The sequence below is a fragment of the Anaerostipes sp. MSJ-23 genome, from assembly GCF_018918155.1.
In the GTDB taxonomy this organism is placed as follows: domain Bacteria; phylum Bacillota; class Clostridia; order Lachnospirales; family Lachnospiraceae; genus Anaerostipes.
Window position 1 is genome coordinate 318357 of sequence record NZ_JAHLPY010000001.1, and the last position, 25852, is coordinate 344208.

Here is a 25852-nt window from a genome sequence, read left to right on the forward strand (position 1 = left end):
CTTTTCTGTTTTCTATTCCATTTTTATGTTAAACTAAATTTATAAGGAGGATTTTTATGATTGATCTACACATACATTCCAATTATTCTGACGGAACATGTACAACTACACAGATTATTGAAAAAGTAAAAGAGTGCAATCTTTATGCTTTTTCCTTAACAGATCACGATACAACTGCTGGTACTGGTGACATTCTTTCTTCTGATCTGCCAGAAAATCTTCATTTCATTCCCGGTGTTGAAATTTCTTGTGATACTCCAAAACACGAAATCCATATTCTTGGATACGGCATGAACTGGAAAGATAAATTTCTCTGTAATGCTCTTTCTTCTTTACGTAATGGAAGAAAAAAAAGAAATGAAGAGATGGTTGCTCTTTTTCAAAAGGATGGATTTCCAATCACAATGGAGAAACTCCAAAATGGCGATCCAAATGTTGTCATTACTCGTGCCCATTTTGCAAGAATTCTCTTAAAAAAAGGAATTTGTAAATCCGTTTCCCAGGCTTTTAAAAAATATCTCGGCGAAGATTGTAAATATTATATTCCAAAGCCATTTTTTGCTCCGGAAACTGCTTTGCATCTAATTCGCGAAGCTGGTGGTATTCCATTTCTTGCCCATCCTTTTCTTTATCACTTTTCCAATGAAGAAATTCGAACGCTTATCCAAACCTTAAAAGAGCAAGGACTTGGCGGACTAGAAGTTTACCACTCATCTCATCATATTGGACAAATTACAAAATTAAGACAATGGCAAAAAGAATTTGACCTTCTTGCAAGCGGCGGATCTGATTTTCATGGAAGTAATAAACCCGATATTTCCATAGGCAGCGGACGTGGACCACTTCGTGTTCCAGATCATTTGTATGATATTTTGTTAGAAAATTTATAAAAAAAAGGTTTTTATAGCTTTTGATCTATAAAAACCTTTTTCCCAGTTTTATGCTTCTTCTTTTTCTTCGTTTGCTTTTTCTACTGCAGTGATTGCAGATTTTTCCATCGGAATACGGCAATGTTTATCATTTCCAAATTCTACGATCACAGTTGTATCATCAACCATGTCAACAACCACTCCATAAAAACCACTTGTTGTTAATACGCTATCCCCAACTTCCAAAGATGCCATCAGCTCTTTCATCTGCTGATCTTTCTTCTTCTGTGGACGAATCGTTACAAAATACATAAATGCGATAATGATCACGAACCATAAAACCATCTGTGTAATACTAGCGCTATTCATTGGCTTCCTCCATCTTTCTGTTATTATTGATTCATCATGCCTGCAATCTTTTGATCTTTATATTCTTTATATCTTCCTTCTTCGATTGCTGTGCGAATCTCACTCATCATTGTATTATAAAAATACAAATTATGCAAGACACATAATCTCATTCCAAGCATTTCCTTAGCTTTTAAAAGATGTCTGATATAAGCTCTACTATAGCTTCTACACGCTGGACACTGACATCCTTCTTCAATCGGGCGATGGTCCAACTCATATTTTTTATTGAACATATTTAATTTTCCATGATTGGTATAAACATGACCATGTCTTCCATTTCGTGTCGGATATACACAATCAAAGAAATCAACACCACGTTCTACGGATTCCAAAATATTAACTGGTGTTCCAACCCCCATCAAATATGTCGGTTTATCTTCTGGTAGATATGGAACTGTCTCATCCAGAATATGATACATTTCTTCGTGACTTTCTCCAACAGCCAGTCCACCAATTGCATAGCCATCTAAATCCATATCTGAAATTGTTTTTGCATGTGCAATACGGATATCTTCAAAAGTTCCTCCCTGGTTAATTCCAAATAGAAGTTGATGAGGATTTACCGTATCTTCCAAACTATTTAAGCGTTTCATTTCTTTTTTACATCGTTCTAACCATCTGGTAGTACGATCTACAGAATTTTGCATATATTGTCTTGTCGCAGGATGCGGTGGGCATTCATCAAACGCCATGGCAATTGTTGAGCCGAGATTAGACTGAATTTGCATACTCTCTTCCGGTCCCATAAAAATTTTTCTTCCATCGATATGCGATGAAAAAGAAACTCCTTCTTCCTTGATCTTTCTTAATTTTGCTAAAGAAAATACCTGAAATCCACCAGAATCCGTAAGAATCGGACGATCCCAGTTCATAAATTTATGAAGACCGCCAAACTCTTTAATGAGTTTATCCCCTGTACGCACATGCAAATGATACGTATTAGATAATTCCACCTGTGTTCCGATATCTCGAAGATCATCTGTGCTGACTGCGCCTTTAATTGCAGCCACTGTTCCTACATTCATAAAAACTGGAGTTTCAATTGTTCCATGAACGGTCACAAGTCTTCCCCTTTTAGCTCTTCCGTCTTTTTTGATTAATTCGTACATAAATAAATTCCACCATTATTCATAAAGTTTTTTTAACTGATTCATGGTTGCACCAAGATTTCTCAACACTGCATCAAGAACTGTAATTGCTGCCATTGATTCAACAACAACAACGGCTCTAGGCACAATCATTGGATCATGGCGTCCATGAATCTCAATTTCCACATTCTCACCGTTTTTGTTTACGGTCTGTTGTGTCTGTGCAATCGAAGGTGTCGGTTTTACAGCTGCTCGTAAGATAATCGGGCTTCCATCGCTGATTCCTCCAAGTACACCACCGGAATGATTGCTCTGTTTGACAGGTTTCCCATCTTTCATTACAAATGAATCATTATTTTCTGACCCTTTTTTGGATGCTACTGCAAATCCATCGCCAATCTCAAATCCTTTAACCGCACCGATAGATAATATTGCCTTGCCAAGATCTGCACTTAACTTATCAAATGCAGGATCTCCAATACCAGGTTTTACTCCATCAATTACACATTCAATGATTCCTCCAATAGAATCCTTGTCTTTAATCATCTGATCTGCATAGGCTTCCACTTTTTTTGCTGCATCTGCATCCGGCATATAAAATGAATTACAAAAAATTTCTTCTTCATTATAATTTTCTGTTGAAATTTCAATTCCAGCAATGGCCTTTGCATATGCTTTCAATGTAATTCCAATCTCAGACAAAACTTTTGCTGCAATCGCTCCCGCTGCAACTCTTCCAATCGTTTCACGCCCGGAAGATCTTCCACCTCCACGATAATCGCGGAATCCATACTTCATATCATAGGTAAAATCAGCATGTCCTGGACGATAAACATCCTTAATATTACTATAATCTTTTGACTTCTGATTTTTATTACGAACGATAAGGGAAATCGGTGTTCCTGTTGTCTTTCCTTCAAATATTCCAGACATAATTTCCACCTGGTCCCCCTCTTTTCTCTGGGTCGTATATTTTGACTGTCCCGGCTTCCTCCGGTCCAGATATTTCTGAATATCCTCCTGGCAAAGTTCCATTCCAGCTGGACATCCATCAATGACAACTCCGACGCCCGCTCCATGAGTTTCTCCCCATGTCGTCACACGAAACAGAGTCCCAAAACTTGATCCTGCCATATGTAAAACGTCCTCTCCTATAATTTAATTTTTGCCAATAAATCTCCAAGACTTGTTCCGGCATCTTCTTCTGTATATTCTACTCCAGTCTCTTTTGCCTTTTTCTCAGCTTCTGCATCTTCTTCCAGTGCTTTCATGCTAAGGCTTACTTTTCCATTTGAAACTTTAATAATTTTTACAGTTACTTTCTGTCCTTCTTTTACAACTTCTTCCGGACTCTTTACTCTCTTTGTACTCAGCTGTGAAATGTGAACTAATCCACTAATTCCATCTCCAATGTCAACAAATGCCCCATATGGCATAATATTTTCCACGGTTCCTTCTACAACTGTTCCAACAGAAAGATTAGCAATTTTTGCTTCTTTTTCCTGTCTCTGTCTTTCTCTTGCCACTGCTTTTGCAGAAAGAACCAGACGATTATTTTCTTCTTCTACTGTAATAATCTTTGCTTCCACATCTTTCTGAAGCCATGCATTTAAATCCTCTACATATCCTGTAGATAATAAAGAAGCAGGAATAAATCCACGGATTCCTTCTACATACACAATAACTCCGCCATTTACAACTCCACCCACTGTCAAAGGTAAAATTGTTCCTTCTTCTTTCATCTGCTCTAAATGAGCCCATACAGCATCTTGTTTATTTTCTTCTTTTTTGAAAGAAGCTTCTAATTCTTTGTCAAATTCTTCATTTGTTTCTTTTAATTCTTCTGCCATAATTCCATTCCTCCATAGATTTCATTATACATAACTAATATTATAGCATAGAATTGCGAAGATTATAACCTTACTGCCATGTTTTTTGCAAATCCAGCCGATACAAGAGCAAGCACGCACCACAAAAAAATTCCATAACTTTGTTTTTCCTTTCTCCTTTTCTCTGCTTTCTTTGTTTCTAATTTCTTTTGTTGTTTAGGAAAAAAAATGCCTTTTAAAACCTGTGGCATTACTTTTTCCACAGTAAATGTAATTTTTCCACTCGAAATATTTCCAGCTTTATCTTTTGCTGTAAACGTAACTTCATGTTTTCCTATTTCTTTTTGCAAAATGGAAATTTCCGACTGTTTTGCAGATAATTTTTTCCCATCCATAAAAAGAGAAACAAAAAAATCTGTTTTATCTTCAAGACAAAGTTTCAATTTTTCTCCATATGATATTTTCTTTTCAGAATTCAAACCATGAATCAGAAGTTTTGGTGCCTTCCCATCATAAGTAAAAGAAAGCTTATCTGAAACTGCCTTTTTTCCAGATGCATCGGAAAGAATCAGATGGATTTGATAATCCCCGTCTTCTCGAATTGGCTTTTGCAATAGAACTTCTTTTCCTTTCCATTGAAAAGCTCTCGGAATCCCATTAACAAAAAATCCCGTTACCTGAACCGGTTCCAAACTTTCCACAAGAAATCCCGGCCTTACATTTTTTCCATTAATACGCTTTCCCTCTATTGCTGTATTTTTTGCTTTTATTACTATTCCCATTTTGTTGATTACAAAGTGAATCTGTTTTTGTGATGCATTTCCTGCAGCATCTAAAGCTTTTACCTGGATTGTATAATATCCATCCTTCCTTAACATCTTCTCTTCGATTCGCTTTTTGTTTTCATAAACAAAGGTTTCCATATTATAAGGAGAATCATCTTTTCCTTTGATATTCCATTGAATATTTTTATCGTAGGACTGAAAATCTTGTGCTCCATCAATCATAATTTTCGGTGGCGTCCGGTCAACTATAAATTCTTTTCGATTCATTGTTTCATTTCCAGCCTGATCTTTTGCTACCACTTGTAAAAAATGCTTTCCTTCTTTTTCAAAAGAAATTTCTTTTTCATATCCTCCTGGTATCTTTTTCCATGATGTAGTTGCTTGCCCAGATGTATATAATTTCAAACCAGATTCCAATAAATTTTTATCCATAACCTTAATACTTGCTTCTTGCCTCTTGCAATATTTTTGATTTTTCCATTGATTTTTATAATCAATCAAAATTTTCGGATTAGTAAAATCAATATTAACAAAAACCGGCTTAGATTTTTTAGAATGATTGCCTGCCTCATCTATACTCCATGTTATTAATTTATAACATCCTTCCTTTTTAATAAAAGGAAGCCTCTCCGTAACTGTTACTTCTTTTCGTTCAATATCTTCTATCTCAAAATAAGGCTGCAACTTTGGTCCTTCTGAAAACTCCTCCTTCCATGTAACTTCCGGTATTTTATGATACCAGCCATTTTGATCAGCAGCCGGAAGGACGATCTGTCCAATCGGCGGTGTTTCTTTCCATAGACGAATCAGTATCCTCTTTGATTCACTTTTTCTTCCAGCTTTTGAAACTGCTCTAAAAAAAAGCTCATCTCTCATACTGGTACAAATGCTAATTTCATTATTTCTTAATTTGCTCCATTTTCCACCCAGATGTTTATATTCATAATAATCAATCCCTGAAACCGCCTTGGAATCTGTTGGCTTTAAATGGATATCCTGATTTGTCCACTTTCCTTCTTCATAGGAACCACAATCTATATGCGGAATGGATGGATCTGTTGTTTCTATCCATACAGTCTCTTCCTGTTTTACTTTTTCATCATCTAAAATTGTGATTTGATATACCCCATCTTTTTTCAAAGTAATGCTTCCTTCTTTTCCATCCTTCCACTTTATTTCTTGCTCTTTATCATTGATTAATACATGAATTGTTGTTGGATCTGCTTGTTCTTTCCGTTCAATAATCATTGTTGTTTCTTCTTTAAAATATGGATATTCTTTCTTTTGTTCCCATCTTAATTGCCACGGAAGCTCTTTCTCTTTTGCCGATGTTTTCTGAAAAGAACACACACAGAAAAGAAGAGACAAAATTCCAATCATCTGCTTATATTGTTTTTTCATGTTCCCAATTTCTCCTTTAATTTTTTTGCCTTATTGCTTTGCATTTTTGTATGCCTCACCCCTTGCTGATAAATTTTCTTTGCTTTTTTCCATTTTTTATTTCGACAAAGATAAATTCCATAATCTACATAAATTTCCTCATATGCAGGGAATTTTTTTATAAATTTTTCATATGCTGCTTCTGCATTTTTTCTTTCTGACTCCAAATATAAAAGAACTCTCTGATAGCCATAAAAACTTTCTTTTGCTTTTATACATTTCGTAAGATAACACTCTCCAAAAGAAAAAACTGCTTCTTCTTTCTGTTTTCCATCTAGTGCATAAATAGACTGCCATGTCATTTCTTCTAATAATTCTCCCTGTTCTTTGTCTTCTTTTTTTATTTTTTGTAATTCTTTCCAAAGCTCTGAAAAAGAAATGACATGTTTTACATCTTTTAATTGTTTTTTATAATCTCTTATAAGATTTTTTGTAAAATCAAATTCACTGCCATTTGTGGTCTCTTTCTTTACTATTTCCTGCGGTTGTCGCATGTGATTCCAAAGAAAAATTCCAGATAAAAAAAATACTGTGCTTATTACAACACAGTAAATTTTATAAAATAACATTTTTTTCAATCTTTTTTCAATGATTTCAAATGTTCCAAAACGTTCTTTCCTATCCTTTTTTGTACATTTTTCCGCCAATTTCTTAAGTTTTTTCTCATTACTGCATTTTTCCAAACAGAATTCCAAAACTTTCCCAAAACTATAAATATCCATTGCTTTTATTGCCGGTTGTCTTAAACGAAACTGTTCTGGAGAAGCAAATCCTTTGGTTCCGTATGGCTTTACAATTTCTCCTTCCCATGCGCTTATCCCAAAATCAATCAAAAAAAGCTTTCCATTCTTTTTTAAGATTAGATGTTGTGGTTTTAAATCGCGATAAATGATACTAGGACTATTTTGATGAAACTGTTTTAAAATTTTACAAAGATCAATACTCCAACAAAGAATTTTAAAACCTGAAATCTTTCTTTTTTTCCTTTGATAATCCATTAGGGAAATTCCAGAAATATAATCAATAATCAGAAAAACTTTTTCTTTGCTTTTTCCCCATGCCACTAAATGCGCAATTCCATCAAAGGACACCATTTTTTCCATAAATTTTCTTTCTCTTTCTGCTTTTTCCTGGGATGAGAAAATTTTCATTGCATACAATTTCTTATTTTTTAAATGCTTTACAAGAAAAACTTCTCCCATTCCCCCTTCTCCCAGTTTTCTAATTTTTTGATAACAAGAAATATCGTCAAAAATCTCTACGGAACTTTTATGATAATACATGAGAGATTATCAAGCTCCCCTCTATCTTTTACTTTTTGAAAACAATTTTCTACCCATTGTTTCATTTCTGTTTGATTTGCTTCGATATGATAAATTTCTTCTTCCTCCAACAAGCCATAAAAACCATCCGTACAAAGCAAAAATTCCATACCTTCTTCTAGCCTTCCCCTGTAACAATCTACCTTCACATCTTTTGTCACACCAACACACTGGACCAGAATGTGCCTTCTTGGATCTTTCCTTGCCTGCTCCTTTGTCATATGTCCTGCCTTTACTTCAAGCTGCACCAATGTCTGATCGGTCGTCACATATTTTCTTTTTCGATCAAACCAGTAAGCCCTGGAATCACCAATATTTAAAACAAAAAACTTTTTGTCCATAACAAATAAAAGAGTCAGCGTACTCCCCATGGCCTGATCGGAACCTTTGCTCATCAACAAAAGATTTTTGTTTGATTTCTTGATCAGTTGAATTAAGTTTTTCTGAATCAGTCCAATATTATTATTTTCACAAAGCCCTGGCATAACTTCTTCAAACCATTGCTTTAACAATTCAATCAAATATCCACTTGCAATTTCACCTTGTTTTAACCCTCCCATTCCATCACACACAGCGGCAAGTAAAATCATTTTCCCTTTATATTCGCTCTGACGCATCAGATAAGCATCCTGATTGGATGGTCTTCCATTTCCAATATCTGTCATTCCAATTGCTTCTACCATACTCCTTACCTCCTATAAAAAGAAAAACCCTGCAGAATTTCTCTGCAAGGTTTTTCTTATTCTTCTTCCTCTGTTCCGTCTTCCGGACTTTCTTCCTCTCCATCGATTTCTCTTTGAAGGACTTCAATATCTCCTTTCAGCTTTTCAATCAGATTAAAAAGGTCAATATATTCTGATTGTGGATAATCCATTGTCTCTCGAAAATACTGTTCCCCTACCTGACGGTACAGATCATTGAGCTGTTTCTTTGCGATACGGATATCATTGTGCCGTTTTGCTGAATCCGCTACTTCTTTGGCTTTCTGGGCTGCCACTTTTCCTGTTGTAGAAATGGTTTCTTCCAGACGTCCGAAAAAATCTTTTGCCATAAGCGCTCACTCCTAATTATTTTTTTTCATTATACCTTTTCCACAAAAAAAAGGCAAGGCAGCCTGCTGTTTTTGTTATTTCCCACATTTTTTAACAGACAAATGTCTCATAGCCCTTGCTGGCTCCCCTCATTCTTATGACAGGCTGCACTCACTTTCATGACCATGCAGAAGTCTCATTATCATATTCACGGCATCGCTCCCTGCAAATACAGATCATGGCGGAATATGTCTTTTCAGAACGTATTAAAAAATGGCTTTATTCAATTGGTATTCCCCGGTATGATAACTGAATCGTAAGAACATTACAGAATATGGTATACAGAAAAGAACTTCCTGATGAAATGTATAATTTCCAATTTTCCCTATCTTTGTATATTAATGTATCATTTAAGCATAAAAAAAGCAACCCATTTTGTGGAATTGCTTTTTTTCGTAATATTCTGAAATTAGATTCCAAGAATCTTTTTCACTTCTGTCTCCATTGCTTCTGTATTGCAAACCGTATGATGAAGAATTGGCGCTGTACGAATTTCTTCAATTGCTTTTGGCACTTTGACACCAGAAATACGATTTAACTCATCTGCTAATTCAAAATCAGATTCTGCATCATAAGATGGATCAATAGCATCCATAACACTTCTTGTGAACTTATATGGGCTTGCTGTTGATGCAATCACAGCAGGAGTCTTATCACCTGTTGCCTTCACATACTGATCATAAGCAACCGCTGCTACAGCAGTATGTGTATCCATAACATATTGATGTGCTTCATAAACTTCTTTGATTTTTGCGGCTGTTTCTTCCTCTGTTGCATATCCTCCAAAGAATTCAGAAAGACCTTTTTTCATTTCTTCTGTAATCTTATATACGCCATCTTTTGTCAAAGCATTCATAAATGCAGCACACTGTTTTGCATCATTTCCTGTAATACGATAGATCATACGTTCCAGGTTGCTTGAAATCAGAATATCCATTGATGGAGAAGAGGTTACATAAAATTCTCTGTTTCGATCATACTCTCCAGTCTGGAAGAAATCAAATAATACTTTATTTTTATTTGATGCACAAATAAATTTTCCAATTGGAATTCCCATCTGTTTTGCATAGAAGGAAGCTAAAATATTTCCAAAATTACCTGTTGGTACAACAACATTCATTGGCTCTCCTGCTTTTAATGCACCTTGTTTCAATAAATCTGTATATGCTTTTACATAATATACAATCTGAGGTACCAAACGTCCAATATTAATAGAGTTTGCAGATGAGAACTGATATCCGTTTTCATTCATTAATGCTGCAAGATTTTTGTTAGAAAACATTTTCTTTACGCCGGTTTGTGCATCATCAAAATTGCCATGAATTCCAATGACATATGTATTATCCCCTTTTTGTGTCAACATCTGTTTTTCCTGAATTGGACTTACACCAGATTTTGGATAAAAGACAATAATCTTTGTTCCTGGAACATCTGCAAATCCTGCAAGAGCAGCTTTCCCTGTATCACCAGATGTTGCTGTAAGAATAACAATTTCATTTTTTACATGATTTTTCTTTGCTGAAGTTACAAGCAAATGCGGAAGAATGGATAATGCCATATCTTTAAATGCAATCGTAGAACCATGAAATAATTCAAGGTAATATGCATCCCCTACTTTTACAAGAGGTGCAATTTCCTTTGTATCAAACTTATCATCATATGCTTTATTGATACAATTTTTCAGTTCTTCTTCTGTAAAATCTGTTAAAAACTCTTTCATAACAGCATATGCGATTTCCTGATAAGACATTTTCTGAAGATCTTCCAGAGATACTTTTAATTTTGGAATTGTATCTGGCACAAAAAGTCCTCCATCATTTGTTAAGCCCTTTAAGATTGCCTCAGATGCAGTTGCTGTTTCTTCACCATTTCTTGTACTGCGATATACTAAGTTCATATTTCCCTACCTTTTTTCTTTACATGTGTTTCTTTTGGTTTCTGATTATATCATATGTTTTTCATTGCTACAACTAATTTTCATGAACAATATCTTATACAAGAGCAAAAATAAGCATCATTTTTACTCCCTGGACAAGAGCACTTTCATCAAAATCAAACTGACTGTGATGATTTGGATATCTGCCGCCGCCTCCAATAAAAGCAAAGCATCCAGGATATTCTTCCAAATAATTAGAAAAATCTTCCCCAAGCATCATTGCCGGAACATGCGTCCATTCGTTTGCTTCAAAAACAGCATCGGCTTTCTTTTTTACCTTCTGCACAACAATTTCTGAATTTACAAGTGCCGGATGGCTTGCTGGTTCAAAATTAAATGTAATATCTGCCCCATACATTTGTGCCTGTGCCGCAATCATTTCTTTCATTCTTTTCTGAATCTTTTGTTCAGATTCCTTGGAAAACGTCCGTACCGTCCCCTCAAGAACAGCATCTCCAGCTACAACATTTCTTGCTGTTCCAGCCTGCATCTTCCCAATGGTAAGCACCGCATTTTCTAATGGATTCAAACTTCGACTTATGATTGTCTGCAAATTCATAACAAGCGAGGATGCTATTATAATCGCATCTACACATTCATGAGGCTTTCCTGCATGTCCAGATCTTCCTTTAACATGAATCGAAAACCAGTTTGTTGCAGCCATTCTTGGCCCAGCTTCCAAAGACACTTTTCCTGCTGCAATTCCAGAAAAAATATGAAGCCCAAAAATTCCAGTAATGCCATCAAGTTTTCCTGTTTTCAAAACCATTTTAGAACCTGCTGCAATCTCTTCTGCCGGTTGAAAAATAAGCAAGACACGATGGTTCAGTTCTTCTTCATGTTTTTTTAGTATTTTAGCTGTTGCAAGAAGCACCGCTGTATGCCCGTCATGTCCACACGCATGCATATATCCTTCATGTTCAGATGCAAAAGGAAGATTTGTTTCTTCTTTTACACGAAGTGCATCCATATCTGCTCTTAATGCGACTGCCTCTTTTCCTCTTCCAATCTTTGCAATACAACCCGTTGGTTGCAACATTTCATAAGAGATTTTCCATTCGTCCAAATGTTTTCTTACATATGCCATTGTCTTTTTTTCTAAAAAAGCAGTTTCTGGACACCGATGAAGATCTCTACGAAATTGAATTACTTCCTCTTTGATCTTTAAAGCTTCCTGTTTGATATCCATTTTTTTCTTCCTTCCTATACTATCGAAAATGTTGCCAAATAAGATAAACAATCAGTAATACAACAAGAACCGGCCATAAAAATGCAACAATGTGAAAAACTGCAACCATTACAATCATTGTAATCAAAATGGCTGTCACACATCCTGCTTTCATTTTCCTCACGCTTGCTTCATAAGAATCGTCTTGCCAGGAATCTTCCTGACCATTTTCTGTATAGGTCTCTTCAAAGACATCTGATCCCATCTGCCCTTGGTCTGCTGCATCTATGATAGATCTGGCAATCAGCCTCGGACTCCCAAGTTCTTCTATTATTTCTGACTCCGTTCTTCCGGTATTTTTTCTTTCTTCTATATAATTTTCATAATATCTTACATTTTCAGCAATCACCGATTGCGGGACATGCCCTTCTAATGCTTCTTTTAATTCTCTGATAAACTCTGCTCTGGTCATTTTCATTTCCCTCTAACTTGTTTCAACTCACAGTCGGTAATCCCACGGATCCTGACATGTCGGCCTCATACCAACTATACTTGACCTCGTGTCTGCGGAGGATACCGATCTCTCTCCGCCCATCGCCGTCGTTAAGTTACTTTCACAATTTCTCCTGCTACCTTCGCTCCATTTAGAGGTATGGGATTCCTTGCTTTTCCAAAAACCGTCCTCTCTTCCTAAATCACTTACATTGTTCATATATAATATTTTTAAAAAGGTGGATGGTTTTTAGAAGAAAAGTTTCCTTAGTTAAAATCTAATATCCACTTACCTGATCATTGCTTTCATAATATATTTTTGATTCATATAAGACATGACTGTTTCCATCTTTTACTTCAATTGCAGATACTCCACAATTTTCCTGTCTTGGTGCATGCCAGAAATCTTTTACCTCTCTGTTATAAAGTGTCGTCAATAACGCATGAATCCATGCACCATGAGAAAATACAGCAATATTTTCATAAACACCTTCCGCCTTTAAAATCTTATCTTTGTAAAAATCAGCAGCACGTTTCATAATTTCTTCGTGTTTTTCCACACCTCCCATCTCCTCAAACTGCTGCGGCGCTGTAAAAAACTTCATAAATGGGCTATGTTCATCCTCAAGCTCCTTTTGAACTCTTCCTTCAAATATTCCAAAATGTGCTTCTTGCACACGAGTGTCTTCATAAATTGGAATATCTCTCCCTTCAAGGATCAGATCTGCCGTTTCCCTTGCCCTTTTTAATGGACTCGAGTATGCAATATCAAACGGTGTTTCTTTTAATGCGTTTGCCGTAATTCTTGCAAGTTCTCTCCCGTATTCATTTAAATCAATATTAGAACTTCCCTGTATTTTTTTTACTTTATTCCAATCGGTTTCTCCATGGCGAATCAAATATACTTTCACTGTATTTCCTCCACTTTCTTTTCCTATGATTACTGATATTTTCTTTTTTGTTTTTTCTAAGTATATCATATCTCTTTCTCATGGTTTGTCATATTTTCTTCTTTTTTATAAAATCTTCATATTTTCTGTAAAAAACTATGGAATTTTGATGCATCTTTGCTATACTAGGAATAGTGATATAAAATAAAAAAGGAAACATATTAGGAGGATGTTATATGAACCTTAAAGTCGGAGATGAAATTACTTTAACAGAAGAAGTTGTACCTGAAAATACTGCTGAAAAATGGGGAAGCGGAAGCCTTCCTGTCTATGCGACACCTGCTATGATCTCTCTTGTTGAACAAGCAGCTGTTAATCTTCTTGCTGGAAAACTTGATGAAGGTATGACAACCGTAGGAACAAACTTAAATGTTGCCCATGTATCCGCTACTCCAGTCGGCGGAACCATCAGCTGCCACTGCACACTGACAGAAATCGATCGCAAACGTCTGGAATTTCATGTAGAAGTTACAGATAACAAAGGCCGCGTTGGTATCGGTACCCATGAACGTTTTATTGTAGAAGCAAAATCCTTTATGGAAAAAGCATCACATAAACTGGATAAATAAAATTTTATCTATCCAAAATAAGGAAACAAAAAATCCGATGGAATTTTCAGAATCCATCGGATTTTTATATATGCAAAAATTTATCTAGTTAAATTCATTTATCTGTTTGTTCCCTTTAAAATTGGTGACACTCTTTTATAAATAAGAAATGTAATCAGCACACTGCATAATCCTTTTACAAAAGTAAATGGCATATTAAACCAGATCAGTGCATCCCATAAATTTGACACATTTCCATTGATCACGCGATATGCTTTTAAAATTGCATCCATGGACATGAAATTTGTGTAAACTGGATATACGATAAAATAATTTGAAAATACGCTAATTACAGCCATTAGAACCGCACCAAGCAGTGCTCCTAGTAATGCACGTTTCTGTGTTTTTTTCTTTTTATAAATCAAACCTGCTGGAAGTACGAAACATACACCGAGGATAAAGTTGGAAAGTTCTCCAACACCACCTGTCTGTGTATGAAGCAGATTAATCGCATTTTTGATAAAACATACAGCGATTCCAGATACCGGACCCATTGCATAAGCTGCAAGCAATGCTGGAAGTTCTGAAAAATCAAACTTAATAAATGGCGGCATAATCATTGGAACTGGAAATTCCAAAAACATTAAAATTGTTGCCAGGGCACCGAGCATTCCAGTAACGGCAATCGTTCTGATTTGTACTTTCTGTGGTCTCATTGTCATTGTTTCTCCTGTCATAATATCTTCTCCTTTTCCTATGAAATAAAAAAAGCCTGTTCGTTTTCATAAAACGACAGGGCCATCACATTTGGCAGCACAATGTGCTGCTGCATTACTTCTTTCATCCAGACTATACTGTTGGTTCAGGATTCTTACCTGATCGGCCGAAGCTCGTGGACTTATCCCTTTAAGGGCATCACCACCAGTCGAGAATTGACATTTTCATGTCTCACTCTGCCCTGAAGTTGGAGAAATATTGTCTTCTCTACTTCAATATTCAGTTCATTCTCAGAAAATGAAAGTGTTTTCTGACTGCTTTTATTATAGTAAATATTGACCTATTTGTAAAGCCTCTTTCACACTTTTTCAAAAATTGCTATTTGATTGCCGACTTTACAGATTTCATAATATTTGATAAACTAAGGCTACAATTGTGTAAAATTGAATTGTTGAGACAAAGGAGATAAAACTATGGGAATGCACAGAGTTGCGAAAATGCCTTCTCCAGAAGAATTAAGAGAAGAATTTCCGCTGAGTGATGAGTTAAAACAAGTAAAGGCCGACCGAGATGCACAGATTCGTAAAGTATTTACCGGAGAATCTGATAAATTCATCGTTATCATTGGTCCTTGTTCTGCCGACAATGAAGAAGCCGTTATGGATTATCTTGGACGTCTGGCAAAAGTACAGAAGGATCTGGAGGAAAAATTACTGATTATTCCCCGTATCTACACAAATAAGCCAAGAACAACCGGTGACGGATATAAAGGAATGGTTCATCAGCCGGATCCTGAAAAAGCTCCCGATATGGCAAGCGGACTTCGCTCTGTCCGCAAACTGCACATCGATGCATTGAAAGAATATCATATGCCTGCAGCCGATGAAATGTTATATCCTGGAAACTGGCCTTACATGGAAGATATTCTTTCTTATGTAGCTGTTGGAGCACGTTCTGTCGAAAATCAGCAGCACCGCCTGACTGTTAGTGGATTTGACATTCCTGCTGGTATGAAGAATCCAACTGGAGGAGATCTGACGGTTATGATGAATTCCATTACAGCCGGACAACATCAGCATGATTTCATTGCAAACGGATATGAAGTGAAAACAGATGGAAATCCTCTGACTCACGCAATCCTTCGTGGTTCTGTTAATCGTCATGGAAATAATATTCCAAACTATCACTATGAAGATTTAACAAGAGTTGCTTATATGTATGAAAAATTTCAGCTGAAAAATCCAGCCGTTATTGTCGATGCAAACCACTCTAACTCTGGAAAACAGTGGGATCAGCAGCCTCGAATCGTACAGGAAGTTCTTCACAGCAGAAGTTTCCTGCCTGAAATCAAATCTCTTGTAAAAGGAATTATGATTGAAAGCTATATCGAAGACGGAAATCAGAGCATTGGAAACGGTGTTTATGGACAATCTATCACTGACCCATGTCTCGGATGGAATAAATCTGCTGCTCTTCTTTACCGAATGGCTGATAATGTTTAATGAATTTTAAGGAAATTTAGAAGATACAACATCATCACCGGATTTATATAACTTTCCAGAATACATCCGGAAATAACAGATAAAATTTCAATCAAAACAGAATGTTTATCAAGGAAGGAAGGATTTTTTTCAAAAACTCTTCCTTCTTTTTTTGCTTCTAAAAAATTTCTTCGAAACAAAAGTGCAATCCCAAATCCATAACAAATAAATTGTGGAAAAAAACTAAGCAGCACAATCAACAATCCTTTGATTCCAAGCTGAATAATCTGAAGAGATAGAATCGATCCTAGAAAAAAAGAACCACAAATTAGTCCTCCATATAAAAAAACGACTGGCTGCAATAAATATCCCGCAAGAAAAAACATCCCATACTGTTTTCCTCTTTTAAATAAAACATATGGAAAAAGTCCACTTCCTGAAATATAAAGATTTTTATTGTTTAAAATAAGGGAATCTAACTGTCCCCCATATGCAAGATAATCTTTATATACAAAGTTTGTAAATAAGCTTCCAAAAATCAGACCAAGCATCACAAAAAGGCCCGCAAAAAATTTCCTTTTCTCCACTGTTTTCTCCTGATAAAAATTCCAACTGTAAAATTAAAAAAGACTACATAACATACTTTATGCAGCCTTATATTTTCTTATTCCTTTTCCTTTAGATCAGAAGCAAGATAGCCCAGAATTCCAGAAATTGTCTTTGCATCAATGATTGTTCCATCAAAAATCATTTCTTTTAACTGTTCGGTGGTAAATTCCATAACATCAATAAATTCATCTTCATCCAAATGCTGTTTCGTCGGTTTTAAATCTCTTGCAACATAAATTGGAATCTTCTCATCACAAAATCCAATCGATGTAATAATACTCATTAGATGATCCATCTTTCCAGCACGAAATCCAGTTTCTTCTTCAATTTCTCTGGTCACACATTCCAATGCTGTCTCTCCAGGCTCAATTCCTCCTGCTGGAATTTCCAATGTTTCTTCATCTAATGCATTTCTATATTGTTTTACAAGAAGAATGGTCCCTTTTTCTGTAACTGGAATTACTGCTGCGGCACCTTTATGCTTTACAAGATCCCATACTACAATTTTTCCATTCGGAAGTTTTACAATATCTTCATAAAACCCAACAACTTTTCCCTGATGTACCAGACGCTGTTCAATTTTTTCATATCCCTTCATTTTCTATTATTCCTTTCTGTTATTGGAAAAGGCGATAGATTTCTCTACCGCCTTGCTTGTTACTTCGCATAGTCTACAACTCGTGACTCTCTGATTACATTGACTTTGATCTGTCCAGGATAATCCAGGTTTTCTTCTACCTGATTTGAAATATCCCTTGCCAGAAGAATCATATCATCATCGCTAATCTGTTCTGGAACTACCATTACGCGAATTTCCCGACCTGCCTGAATTGCAAAAGTTTTATCAACACCTTGAAATGAATTTGCGATCTCTTCTAACTGTTTCAACCTTGTTGTATAACTTTCCAGTGTCTCACTTCTTGCTCCAGGACGCGCTGCTGAAATAGCATCTGCTGCCTGAACAAGACAGGCAATCAGCGATTCTGGTTCTACATCTCCATGATGAGATGCAACCGCATTGATAACAACCGGATTCTCTTTATACTTCTTACAAAGATTAACTCCAAGTTCCACATGGGAACCTTCTACTTCATGATCGATCGCTTTTCCAATATCATGAAGTAATCCTGCACGTTTTGCAAGTCTTACATCGACTCCTACTTCTGCTGCCAGAAGTCCTGAAAGCTGTGCCACTTCCATAGAATGCTTCAATGCATTCTGTCCATAACTTGTACGGAATTTCATTCTTCCGAGCAATTTCACAAGTTCTGGATGGATTCCATGAACACCAAGTTCAAGCGTAGCCGCTTCTCCTTCTTCACGCATCTGGTCTTCGACTTCTTTCGTCGCTTTTTCAACCATCTCTTCGATACGCGCCGGATGAATTCTTCCGTCTACGATCAGTTTCTCTAATGCGATTCTAGCAATCTCCCTACGAACAGGATTAAAGCTTGAAAGTACAACAGCTTCCGGAGTATCATCGATGATCAGCTCTACACCTGTCATATTTTCGATAGAGCGGATATTACGACCTTCTCTACCGATGATACGGCCTTTCATCTCATCATTCGGAAGCTGTACAAGAGAAATTGTTGTCTCTGCAACATGATCCACGGCACATTTTTGAATTGCAGTTACTACATACTCTTTCGCACGTTTTCTTGCATCTTCTTTTGCACGCGTCTCCATTTCCTTGACATACATTGCGGTTTCATGTTTCACATCTTCTTTTACTGCTGATAATAATTGTTCTTTTGCTTGATCAGAGGTCAAACCGGAAATTCTCTCCAGTTCCTGTAGATGTTTTGACTGCAGTTCTTCTAATTGAGCTTTCTCTGCTTCCACATTTTTTTCTTTTGCGGTTAAAGACTGTTCTTTTCGTTCCAGAAGAACAGATTTTTTCTCAACCGTTTCTTCTTTTGAAAGAACTCTCTGCTCATATTTCTGAAGTTCTGCTCTGCGCTCTTTTGTCTCTTTTTCAAAGTCATGTCTCGCTTTTATAGTTTCTTCCTTGACTTCCAAAGAAGCTTCCCGCTTTTTGGCATCTGCTGCTTTGATTGCTTCATCTATAATTTCTCTGGCTTTATCTTCTGCATTTCCGATTGTAATCTCCATGGCTTTTTTGCTTCTTGCATTAGCCACACAGACAGAAACCGGTACTGCAATTGCCAGTGTTGCGATAATGGCTATAATAATACCAAACACTCCACAGGTTTCCTCCTTATTCAATTTTTTGTGTTTTCACACTTATTTAATTTTATATGTTTTTAACATAAAAGTCAAGAAATGGCTACGCCTTCTGGACGAATTACCAAAGCTGTTTTTGCCGGTACTACAAGTCCCCCTCCAAAATCAACTCTTTTTCCTGAAATCAAGTCCGTTCCCTCGCCTGCTCTCGCATCAAAATGCATCGTACGTTCCTCATCACCAATATTCACTGCTACAATGATTCTATCTCCTTGTGCTTCTCTCTGGAAAACAAGTACATTCGGTTCAATTGCAAGTTGTATATAATTTCCATATTTTAGTGCTGGGCTTTCTTTTCTAATTTCAGATAATTTTGAAATATAATCCGTCAGATCATTTTCTTTCAAATCTTCTGGACGAATTCTTGGACGAAGGCTGTCATCGCTTCCCGCCTCTTTCTTTCCTTCGATTCCCCATTCACTTCCATAATAAATTCCAGGGATTCCAGGCATTGCATACATTAGTGCATAAATAACTGGCAATTGTTCTTTATCTTCCAGCTGACTCGCAATTCGTTCTACATCATGATTATCTACAAAATTATAAAGAGGCAATCCTTTATATAATGTCCATTCTTCCGGACCAAACTGACGATTCAGAGAATATCCAATCTCATGCATATTATGTGTGTTAAAACTTGAATACAGTCCTTTGTAACATTCATAATTTGTCACAGAATCAAGAAGCTGTGGATTTACAAGCTGTGTATAATCTCCGTGCAGCATTTCTCCAATCAAAAGAAAATCTGAATTTTTTGCTCGAACAAATTCTGCTAAACATTTCATAAAATCGCGATTTAACATATAAGCTACATCAAGACGTAATCCATCGATTTGAAATTCATCCATCCATTGACCAACACAATCAAACAAATGTTGTCTTACCTGTGGATGATCCAAATTTAATTTTACAAGTTCATAATGACCTTCCCATCCTTCATACCAGAATCCATCATCATAACCACTATTTCCATCAAAATTAATATAAAACCAATCTTTATATTCTGAATCCCATTTTTTCTCAAGAACATCTTGAAAAGCCCAAAAATCTCTTCCTACATGATTAAAAACTCCATCAAGTATGATCTTAATTTTTTCTTTATGAAATGCCTCTGAAACCTTCTTAAAATCCTCATTTGTTCCAAGACGATGATCAATTTTCTGATAATCTTTTGTATCATATCCATGATCTGTCGATTCAAAGACTGGAGAAAAATAAACCGTATTTGCTCCAATTTTTTTCATATGAGGAATCCATTTTATAGCTTCCAAAATACCATGTTCCGTATCCTTATCCACAAATGCTCTTAATGGAAAAATTTGATAAATTATACTTTCATTTATTTTCATTGTAATCCGTCCTTTCTACTCTTAAGAGATTCTATCATATCATATAAAAAAGATTTTATCATAAAATCTTTTTCTCGACTAGTAGCAAGCTATCGGAATTGATTGATCGTTTCTTGATATTCATATCCGATATTTTTTAATTTCTCCTTCACTTCATTTCCATCGATTTGAAGTCCTTCACACAATTCGTCATAGCTATGGTAAAAATCCCTTAATTGTGTATTAATATAGCTAAGTAAAATCACTGGATCTTTTGGCAACATCATTTCTCCTCCCATTTTTTCTTATTTATGATTTATATATTGATCTACTCCGTCTGCAATTCCCTGGACCAAAAGTTTCTGGTAATTACTATCAGAAAGTTTTTGATCTTCTTCGGGATTCGACATAAAACCTATCTCAACAATTGTTACTGGTATTTTACACCAGTTAATCCCTGACATTTCATCTGTCTTTATCATTCCTCGGTTTTTTGCTCCACTCTTCTGACTCAAACCATTTCCTACGTCTTTTGCAAGCCGAACACTATTGGCGATCACACTTTTTGTACAATATGGATTTGAATCTCCAGGACACATGGTTAATGCTCCATGTACCGATGCATCCTCTGCACTATTACAATGAATTCTTAAAAACAAAGCAGCTCCGCTCTTATTAGCCATCTCAGCTCGATCTCGATTACTCAATGTTACATCGTTTGTCTCACGAATCATGTAAACATCATATCCTCTAGATTGCAGTTCCTTTTTCAGTTTAAGAGACAACTCCAATGTCACCTCATATTCTGGTTTCTTTGTCACAACACCTTCTGTTCCTGATGAAACTGCTGGTTTTGTTTTTGAAGCTCCTGGACCAATTGGTTCTTGGCTAGTCATCTGTTTTTTCTGATGACCTGCATCAATTGCTATTCTTACTTTTTCTTTCTTTTGTTTTACCTTATCTTTCGAAACTATTGAAGATACTTGACTAGATGTTTCTTTTTTTGTTTTCCCCGTTGTCGTTATTTTCTGTTTTGCTGTTTCTTTTTTCTGGCATCCTGCCATAAGAAAACACATTCCTAACACAAGAAATAGTAATCTTTTTTCCATGATTCTCCCCCACTTTCTCCAGAATATATGCTTATCATAACATATAACAAAATAGTCTTTTTAATCTATTGCCACACGATTAATCAGCCATTTTCCATTTCTCTTTATCATATAAGCAGTACCATTAATACTTAACGTCTGATCTTTTTCCTTCTTATTATCATCAGAGTTTATCTTATAAGTTCTTGTCCCTTCTATAACAACTGGGATCCCACTCATGACTGTTTGATCTTCTGATTCCAAACTGCGATCTGCTTGGCATTTTGTAAGCTGTACATCTTCAAGTTTAGGATCCTGATCTTGTGTATCGGATACTTTTCCACAAAGAAAACTTCCATAATCTTTTGCCTTTTCCTCAGAAGAAAAACAAGATGCTATTACTTCCGGATCTGAATTTTTAATAACAGCTTCCGTAATCATAGGCATATAGCTTCTGATTGCATCTTCTGCCTCTCCCTTTGCTTTATCAGAATACTCCATCTGTTCTGGCAAATTATCTTTTTGCGTATTCAGCATATATTTATCTTCTTGAAACATTTCTTTATCTCCGGAAAAAGTTACTTTATGCAATCCATGAAAAACTTTCACTGCTGTAATCCCCTCATCCTCTGAAGTTTTTTTTACTTCTATTCCATCCAGACAGATCGTAACTCCAGAAATATTAGGCACCTGTATTTCTTCTGCTGTTAAGTCGGTGTCTTCTACCTTTGCAATTTTATAACGGTCAAAAAAGAAAAAGGTCTTTTGCTTTGTTTTTTTTACATAAATTGTTACATTACCTTCTTCTTTTGGTATCTTATAAATATGCTGTCCATTTTGTACATACCCTCCGGTTATATTAGAAAGAGTTTCTATATGACTTTGATCCATTGTTTTTTCAAAACACTCCTCATTGATAAATGTATCTTCTTTAAAATTATATAAATGATAAATTTCCGACCAATTATGTCCATTATAATTTTTCATAAACTGATGGACCACATTTTCCGGATCTCCGCTCCTGCTGCCTCCATAAAGAAATGCAGCAGACAGAGCAATAAGAAGGATCACCTCTGCCATAATAATTTTTTTACCTCTGGAACTGAATCCTTTTTGTATCTTTGTACCGCATTCTCTGCAAAAGCTGTCTCCATCTTCTATTCTTACTCCGCATTTTGGACAAAACATATGTCTCCTCCTCTATTTTGCTTCTCTTTGTCCTAATATTTCTTCTAAGGCAGCCTTATTTGCTGTCTCATATTCGTTTAATGTAATTGCATTTTGATCATCTGTCATCGCAATATACCATTTTTTCTTTTCAAAAAATTCTTTTTCTTGCAAATCTTTAAATTTTAGTCCGTGTCTTGCATAAATTTCATCAATCGCATAGCGGATTTCTTCCGTTGACATTTTTTCTAGATCTTCTCTATTTAAATAGGTAACATCTGCATCTGGCAATAAATATCCATCATCTCCATTCATAATATTCGATGCATTTTCATCATTCTGTGGCACCTGTGTTGTCTCTTCTTGTGTAGATTGTGTCGCCTCTTGTATTGTTGCTTGTGTACTTTCTGTTGTTATCTGCTGCGTTGTTTCCTCCTGCGTTGTCGTCTGTGTTGTTGCTGTCTTTTTCTTTTTTTTATGATGCTTATTTAATGACAGCTGATTTTGAACCGCTTCCTTTACTGTTTTTAATTCCTGATTTTCATTAGAAGAAACCTGCATATTTTCTATCAGACTAAAAATCAAACCGAATGCTACTACGATAATTGCAACTGCAAGTACCGCTATCAATCGTTTCTCCATTACTCTCATCGTCTGTATCACTCCTATATGTTTTTTGTTCCATAATATTTTTCCTGCATGATCAATCCAGGATCTTATAAACATCATGCCCTATTTTCCATAATCTATAAACCAGAGCACTTTTTTCTTTCATAAAAAATGTCGCCAGTCATTCCCATGGCTGGCGATATTAAAATTTTTCTTTATTTTTTGTTTTATGAAACAACGACAGATAGTTCTCCAGTAACAGAATCCATGACATACCCTGAAATTCGTACATCTTTTGGAATTAATGGATGCTTTCTCAAAACTTCTACAGAATCTTTTACAGAGTTTTCCACACAATCAAATCCTTCCAGCCATGTATCAAAATCAATACCACAATGACGGATTAATTCAATCTTCTCTTCATCAATTCCCCTTGCCTTCATATGACCAATCATCATTTCACTGTTAATATGCTGAACACCGCAATCTGTATGACCAATAACCATTACTTCTTCAATTCCAAGTTCAAAAATTCCAACAAGTACACTTCTTACTACACTGCCAAATGCGTGATTTACTTCTCCACCTGCATTTTTAATAATCTTTACATCTCCATTTTTTAAGCCAAGCGCTGCTGGTAAAAGTTTTGTCAATCTTGTATCCATACAAGTAATAATTGCAATCTTTTTATCCGGATATTTGCTTGTTTTATATTTTTCATATTCTTTATTATCCACAAATTTTCGATTATATGCAAGAATTTCCTCTATCATTTCTTATCTCCTTCTTCGTGAGTAATTGCTTCCATTTTTCCATGACATGCTTTCAAATAATCTTTTACCGCAAGTTCAATCTGAATCCCGTTTTTCCCGCCGCTGACCATAATCTTATCCTGCACTTCCGCGCTTTTATCGAGTACTGTCGGATAATCTTTTTTCATTCCAATGGCTGTACATCCTCCACGGATATATCCGGTAATTTTATTAATATCTTTCACATGGATCATTTCCACGGATTTTTCTCCCACAGATTTTGCAGCTTTCTTCAAATCAAGTTCCTTATCAATCGGAATGACAAATACAAAATAACCTCCACTTTTTCCAACCGTAACTAAAGTTTTAAACACACGTTCATACGGCTCATCAAGCATATCGGCAATCGCAATTCCATCAATAAATTCTTTACATTCATATCGATGAATTTCATAAGGAATTTTTTGTCTTTCTAACATCCTCATCGCATTTGTCTTTGGTTCTTTTTTTGCCACAATGCTCCCTCCCATTTTGTTTTTTCCGACGGCTATGCCGTTGTGTCCATTATACACCAATCCAGTAATCTTGCAACTCTATGGATTCAATTCTGCAATCCTGCTGACTCCAACGTAAATTTCACTAATTTTATACCATGTCGGATAATCAATAATTCCAGTCTGTCCAAGTCCAAAAACGCTTTGAAATTTTCTCACAGCTTGCGCTGTTTGCTGTCCATATTGTCCATCTGCAGCAACTGTTGGAATTGATGGATAATCCTTCGAAATTCTGTTTAACTGCTGTTGTATCTGCCTTACTTTTTCCCCACTTGCTCCAATTCCAAGATCATAACCAGGCCAAGAAGAAGGAATCCCTGCAATCTGCTCTGCCGTATTAATATACATATTTTCTCCATAATAATAGCGAAGGATTTCAATTGGTTTATAACCCTGATCTCCAAGATACTTAGACCCCCATTGTGTCATCCACTCTGGGCAAGAAACCTTCTTTCCATCACAATATTGCGTAAGAATCGGCTGTTTAACATTTGGCCTTGAAAGGTAATTAGAAAATATTTCATCCACAATCGTATTGATTGATTCATATGTTGTCTTTCCTGGCATCCATTTATGATCATAGGCAGTTGAGGATGTAATAGTAAAATCATGCCCTTTGTTCCGATACCATTCTGTATAAACGCGATTTAAAGTAAAAGACATAATTGCAAGAATATTTGCCTCTAACGTTGTTCTTGGCCATGTAGAATAAATTTCACAGGATGCAACATTTTTTATATAATCTTTATAACGTACATAATAATTTTTTGCACTTTTATCACTCACTGGCCCGTCATGTACAATAATATATTCTGGTATTACAACACGACTTAATACAATTTCCCCTGTCTCATTAACTGGTTTTATTTCTGCCTCTGCAATTTTCGGTGGATAATCCCCCCATAATGTATGCGGTCCTATTACAAAAGAATCTATATTAGACTGTGTTGTATCTAATAAATTCATAGAAACTCTTTGAATTCCCTGTATCCCTGAAAAAATTTGTGCTCCTGAAATAGTAACTGTTTCATATTCCTTGGCGCTAACTCTTACCGTATATTCTGCATAAGGTTGATTTTCTCCTGGCGACATACTAAATTCCACCGGAGGAGCCGAAAGCTGAAGTGTTTCCGTCTGTCCATCTCCATTTGTTTGTACCGTCTCAATCACCGTATCTGGATCTCCTGTATAAGAAATTTCTACTTTTGCATCTGCCACTGGAACTGCCGTATTGCTTGAGTTTACCTGTACCATCAATTGGCCCTGATCAACCTGTTCTCTTTTCATTGTTTCCGGCATATTATCCTCTTTTCCAAAAAACATTTACTTTAGTATATGTATGTCTTTCAAAAAATTTCCTAATAAAACATG

The 25852-nt window shown here is 35.9% G+C and carries 27 protein-coding genes and 1 riboswitch; of the genes, 3 read left to right on the forward strand and 24 right to left on the reverse strand.

Annotation, left to right across the window (positions count from 1 at the left end; all coding sequences use genetic code 11):
* Positions 1 to 56 precede the first annotated feature (56 nt).
* Positions 57 to 890 carry a PHP domain-containing protein gene (locus tag KQI71_RS01565; protein WP_216433399.1) on the forward strand — a complete coding sequence of 278 codons (834 nt, stop codon included), beginning with the start codon at positions 57 to 59 and terminating at the stop codon, positions 888 to 890.
* Between the two features lie 48 nt (positions 891 to 938).
* Here KQI71_RS01565 and yajC read toward each other — a convergent pair whose 3' ends face one another.
* The 12 genes from yajC to KQI71_RS01625 all read right to left on the reverse strand — a co-directional run bounded on the left by yajC (position 939) and on the right by KQI71_RS01625 (position 13411).
* The gene (gene yajC / locus KQI71_RS01570; RefSeq protein WP_216433401.1) at positions 939 to 1238 is read right to left on the reverse strand and encodes a preprotein translocase subunit YajC; all 300 of its coding nucleotides are present in this window, start codon (positions 1236 to 1238) and stop codon (positions 939 to 941) included.
* A gap of 23 nt (positions 1239 to 1261) precedes the next feature.
* Complete coding sequence (gene tgt, locus KQI71_RS01575) at positions 1262 to 2389, reverse strand: tRNA guanosine(34) transglycosylase Tgt (protein ID WP_216433403.1); 1128 nt, start codon at positions 2387 to 2389, stop codon at positions 1262 to 1264.
* A gap of 15 nt (positions 2390 to 2404) precedes the next feature.
* Complete coding sequence (aroC, locus tag KQI71_RS01580) at positions 2405 to 3502, reverse strand: chorismate synthase (protein WP_216433405.1); 1098 nt, start codon at positions 3500 to 3502, stop codon at positions 2405 to 2407.
* Positions 3503 to 3519: 17 nt separating this feature from the next.
* Positions 3520 to 4218 carry a S1 RNA-binding domain-containing protein gene (locus KQI71_RS01585; RefSeq protein WP_216433407.1) on the reverse strand — a complete coding sequence of 233 codons (699 nt, stop codon included), beginning with the start codon at positions 4216 to 4218 and terminating at the stop codon, positions 3520 to 3522.
* 62 nt (positions 4219 to 4280) lie between these two features.
* A complete protein-coding gene (locus KQI71_RS01590; RefSeq protein ID WP_216433409.1) occupies positions 4281 to 6383 on the reverse strand; it encodes a hypothetical protein in 2103 nt (700 codons plus the stop codon).
* On the reverse strand, positions 6380 to 7705 hold the full coding sequence (locus KQI71_RS01595; RefSeq protein WP_256442111.1) for a protein kinase domain-containing protein: 1326 nt from the start codon (positions 7703 to 7705) through the stop codon (positions 6380 to 6382). Before KQI71_RS01595 ends, KQI71_RS01590 begins: the two co-directional genes overlap by 4 nt.
* Positions 7681 to 8427 carry a PP2C family protein-serine/threonine phosphatase gene (locus KQI71_RS01600; RefSeq protein WP_216433412.1) on the reverse strand — a complete coding sequence of 249 codons (747 nt, stop codon included), beginning with the start codon at positions 8425 to 8427 and terminating at the stop codon, positions 7681 to 7683. Before KQI71_RS01600 ends, KQI71_RS01595 begins: the two co-directional genes overlap by 25 nt.
* A 56-nt stretch (positions 8428 to 8483) precedes the next feature.
* On the reverse strand, positions 8484 to 8795 hold the full coding sequence (locus tag KQI71_RS01605; RefSeq protein WP_216433414.1) for a hypothetical protein: 312 nt from the start codon (positions 8793 to 8795) through the stop codon (positions 8484 to 8486).
* A 449-nt stretch (positions 8796 to 9244) separates the two neighbouring features.
* On the reverse strand, positions 9245 to 10732 hold the full coding sequence (thrC, locus tag KQI71_RS01610; protein ID WP_216433417.1) for a threonine synthase: 1488 nt from the start codon (positions 10730 to 10732) through the stop codon (positions 9245 to 9247).
* A gap of 94 nt (positions 10733 to 10826) precedes the next feature.
* Entirely contained in the window at positions 10827 to 11960 is a 1134-nt protein-coding gene (locus tag KQI71_RS01615; protein WP_216433419.1) for a M20 metallopeptidase family protein, read from the reverse strand.
* A 19-nt stretch (positions 11961 to 11979) separates the two neighbouring features.
* Positions 11980 to 12417 carry a DUF1700 domain-containing protein gene (locus tag KQI71_RS01620; protein WP_216433421.1) on the reverse strand — a complete coding sequence of 146 codons (438 nt, stop codon included), beginning with the start codon at positions 12415 to 12417 and terminating at the stop codon, positions 11980 to 11982.
* Between the two features lie 292 nt (positions 12418 to 12709).
* The gene (locus tag KQI71_RS01625; protein WP_216433423.1) at positions 12710 to 13411 is read right to left on the reverse strand and encodes a histidine phosphatase family protein; all 702 of its coding nucleotides are present in this window, start codon (positions 13409 to 13411) and stop codon (positions 12710 to 12712) included.
* 146 nt (positions 13412 to 13557) lie between these two features.
* On the opposite strand from KQI71_RS01625, the gene KQI71_RS01630 reads away from it, so the two are divergent.
* A complete protein-coding gene (locus KQI71_RS01630; RefSeq protein ID WP_216433425.1) occupies positions 13558 to 13950 on the forward strand; it encodes a thioesterase family protein in 393 nt (130 codons plus the stop codon).
* Between the two features lie 98 nt (positions 13951 to 14048).
* On the opposite strand, the gene KQI71_RS01635 is transcribed toward KQI71_RS01630, so the two are convergent.
* Complete coding sequence (locus tag KQI71_RS01635) at positions 14049 to 14666, reverse strand: ECF transporter S component (RefSeq protein WP_216433427.1); 618 nt, start codon at positions 14664 to 14666, stop codon at positions 14049 to 14051.
* Between the two features lie 91 nt (positions 14667 to 14757).
* A riboswitch (FMN riboswitch) is annotated at positions 14758 to 14899 on the reverse strand.
* Between the two features lie 220 nt (positions 14900 to 15119).
* Here KQI71_RS01635 and KQI71_RS01640 point away from each other — a divergent pair.
* On the forward strand, positions 15120 to 16148 hold the full coding sequence (locus KQI71_RS01640) for a 3-deoxy-7-phosphoheptulonate synthase (protein ID WP_216433429.1): 1029 nt from the start codon (positions 15120 to 15122) through the stop codon (positions 16146 to 16148).
* On the opposite strand, the gene KQI71_RS01645 is transcribed toward KQI71_RS01640, so the two are convergent.
* The 11 genes from KQI71_RS01645 to KQI71_RS01695 form a co-directional block, all read right to left on the reverse strand.
* On the reverse strand, positions 16145 to 16714 hold the full coding sequence (locus KQI71_RS01645; RefSeq protein WP_216433430.1) for a hypothetical protein: 570 nt from the start codon (positions 16712 to 16714) through the stop codon (positions 16145 to 16147). The two genes, KQI71_RS01640 and KQI71_RS01645, sit on opposite strands and share 4 nt — an antisense overlap.
* Before the next feature lie 77 nt (positions 16715 to 16791).
* Positions 16792 to 17334: an NUDIX hydrolase gene (locus KQI71_RS01650; RefSeq protein WP_216433433.1), complete on the reverse strand. Its 543-nt coding sequence runs from the start codon at positions 17332 to 17334 to the stop codon at positions 16792 to 16794.
* Between the two features lie 59 nt (positions 17335 to 17393).
* Complete coding sequence (gene rny / locus KQI71_RS01655) at positions 17394 to 18941, reverse strand: ribonuclease Y (RefSeq protein ID WP_216433435.1); 1548 nt, start codon at positions 18939 to 18941, stop codon at positions 17394 to 17396.
* Positions 18942 to 19015: 74 nt separating this feature from the next.
* Entirely contained in the window at positions 19016 to 20332 is a 1317-nt protein-coding gene (locus tag KQI71_RS01660) for an alpha-amylase family glycosyl hydrolase (protein WP_216433437.1), read from the reverse strand.
* A gap of 89 nt (positions 20333 to 20421) precedes the next feature.
* Complete coding sequence (locus KQI71_RS01665) at positions 20422 to 20595, reverse strand: DUF4250 domain-containing protein (protein ID WP_216433564.1); 174 nt, start codon at positions 20593 to 20595, stop codon at positions 20422 to 20424.
* Positions 20596 to 20616: 21 nt separating this feature from the next.
* Positions 20617 to 21420: an N-acetylmuramoyl-L-alanine amidase family protein gene (locus KQI71_RS01670; protein WP_216433439.1), complete on the reverse strand. Its 804-nt coding sequence runs from the start codon at positions 21418 to 21420 to the stop codon at positions 20617 to 20619.
* A gap of 60 nt (positions 21421 to 21480) precedes the next feature.
* Positions 21481 to 22587, reverse strand: a complete 1107-nt coding sequence (locus tag KQI71_RS01675; protein WP_216433441.1) for a zinc-ribbon domain-containing protein — start codon at positions 22585 to 22587, stop codon at positions 21481 to 21483.
* A gap of 12 nt (positions 22588 to 22599) precedes the next feature.
* Positions 22600 to 23295, reverse strand: coding sequence for a YARHG domain-containing protein (locus KQI71_RS01680; protein WP_216433442.1), 696 nt, complete (start codon positions 23293 to 23295; stop codon positions 22600 to 22602).
* Between the two features lie 107 nt (positions 23296 to 23402).
* Complete coding sequence (locus KQI71_RS01685) at positions 23403 to 23948, reverse strand: beta-class carbonic anhydrase (RefSeq protein WP_216433444.1); 546 nt, start codon at positions 23946 to 23948, stop codon at positions 23403 to 23405.
* Positions 23945 to 24442: a Cys-tRNA(Pro) deacylase gene (gene ybaK / locus KQI71_RS01690; RefSeq protein ID WP_216433446.1), complete on the reverse strand. Its 498-nt coding sequence runs from the start codon at positions 24440 to 24442 to the stop codon at positions 23945 to 23947. Before ybaK ends, KQI71_RS01685 begins: the two co-directional genes overlap by 4 nt.
* A 78-nt stretch (positions 24443 to 24520) precedes the next feature.
* On the reverse strand, positions 24521 to 25780 hold the full coding sequence (locus KQI71_RS01695; RefSeq protein WP_216433448.1) for a peptidoglycan-binding protein: 1260 nt from the start codon (positions 25778 to 25780) through the stop codon (positions 24521 to 24523).
* Between the last annotated feature and the right edge of the window lie 72 nt (positions 25781 to 25852).

What these genes read in the sequence shown, in the direction of transcription:
- KQI71_RS01620 (WP_216433421.1), bottom strand. Translation starts at nt 12,417, where the DNA reads ATGAAAATGACCAGAGCAGAGTTTATCAGAGAATTAAAAGAAGCATTA.
- tgt (WP_216433403.1), bottom strand. Translation starts at nt 2,389, where the DNA reads ATGTACGAATTAATCAAAAAAGACGGAAGAGCTAAAAGGGGAAGACTT.
- thrC (WP_216433417.1), bottom strand. Translation starts at nt 10,732, where the DNA reads ATGAACTTAGTATATCGCAGTACAAGAAATGGTGAAGAAACAGCAACT.
- KQI71_RS01685 (WP_216433444.1), bottom strand. Translation starts at nt 23,948, where the DNA reads ATGATAGAGGAAATTCTTGCATATAATCGAAAATTTGTGGATAATAAA.
- KQI71_RS01625 (WP_216433423.1), bottom strand. Translation starts at nt 13,411, where the DNA reads ATGATATACTTAGAAAAAACAAAAAAGAAAATATCAGTAATCATAGGA.
- KQI71_RS01565 (WP_216433399.1), top strand. Translation starts at nt 57, where the DNA reads ATGATTGATCTACACATACATTCCAATTATTCTGACGGAACATGTACA.
- yajC (WP_216433401.1), bottom strand. Translation starts at nt 1,238, where the DNA reads ATGAATAGCGCTAGTATTACACAGATGGTTTTATGGTTCGTGATCATT.
- KQI71_RS01630 (WP_216433425.1), top strand. Translation starts at nt 13,558, where the DNA reads ATGAACCTTAAAGTCGGAGATGAAATTACTTTAACAGAAGAAGTTGTA.
- KQI71_RS01590 (WP_216433409.1), bottom strand. Translation starts at nt 6,383, where the DNA reads ATGAAAAAACAATATAAGCAGATGATTGGAATTTTGTCTCTTCTTTTC.
- KQI71_RS01680 (WP_216433442.1), bottom strand. Translation starts at nt 23,295, where the DNA reads ATGATGTTTATAAGATCCTGGATTGATCATGCAGGAAAAATATTATGG.
- KQI71_RS01665 (WP_216433564.1), bottom strand. Translation starts at nt 20,595, where the DNA reads ATGTTGCCAAAAGATCCAGTGATTTTACTTAGCTATATTAATACACAA.
- KQI71_RS01640 (WP_216433429.1), top strand. Translation starts at nt 15,120, where the DNA reads ATGGGAATGCACAGAGTTGCGAAAATGCCTTCTCCAGAAGAATTAAGA.
- KQI71_RS01670 (WP_216433439.1), bottom strand. Translation starts at nt 21,420, where the DNA reads ATGGAAAAAAGATTACTATTTCTTGTGTTAGGAATGTGTTTTCTTATG.
- KQI71_RS01660 (WP_216433437.1), bottom strand. Translation starts at nt 20,332, where the DNA reads ATGAAAATAAATGAAAGTATAATTTATCAAATTTTTCCATTAAGAGCA.
- KQI71_RS01605 (WP_216433414.1), bottom strand. Translation starts at nt 8,795, where the DNA reads ATGGCAAAAGATTTTTTCGGACGTCTGGAAGAAACCATTTCTACAACA.
- KQI71_RS01585 (WP_216433407.1), bottom strand. Translation starts at nt 4,218, where the DNA reads ATGGCAGAAGAATTAAAAGAAACAAATGAAGAATTTGACAAAGAATTA.
- KQI71_RS01615 (WP_216433419.1), bottom strand. Translation starts at nt 11,960, where the DNA reads ATGGATATCAAACAGGAAGCTTTAAAGATCAAAGAGGAAGTAATTCAA.
- KQI71_RS01650 (WP_216433433.1), bottom strand. Translation starts at nt 17,334, where the DNA reads ATGAAGGGATATGAAAAAATTGAACAGCGTCTGGTACATCAGGGAAAA.
- KQI71_RS01695 (WP_216433448.1), bottom strand. Translation starts at nt 25,780, where the DNA reads ATGCCGGAAACAATGAAAAGAGAACAGGTTGATCAGGGCCAATTGATG.
- KQI71_RS01635 (WP_216433427.1), bottom strand. Translation starts at nt 14,666, where the DNA reads ATGACAGGAGAAACAATGACAATGAGACCACAGAAAGTACAAATCAGA.
- aroC (WP_216433405.1), bottom strand. Translation starts at nt 3,502, where the DNA reads ATGGCAGGATCAAGTTTTGGGACTCTGTTTCGTGTGACGACATGGGGA.
- KQI71_RS01600 (WP_216433412.1), bottom strand. Translation starts at nt 8,427, where the DNA reads ATGGTAGAAGCAATTGGAATGACAGATATTGGAAATGGAAGACCATCC.
- KQI71_RS01595 (WP_256442111.1), bottom strand. Translation starts at nt 7,705, where the DNA reads ATGTATTATCATAAAAGTTCCGTAGAGATTTTTGACGATATTTCTTGT.
- KQI71_RS01675 (WP_216433441.1), bottom strand. Translation starts at nt 22,587, where the DNA reads ATGTTTTGTCCAAAATGCGGAGTAAGAATAGAAGATGGAGACAGCTTT.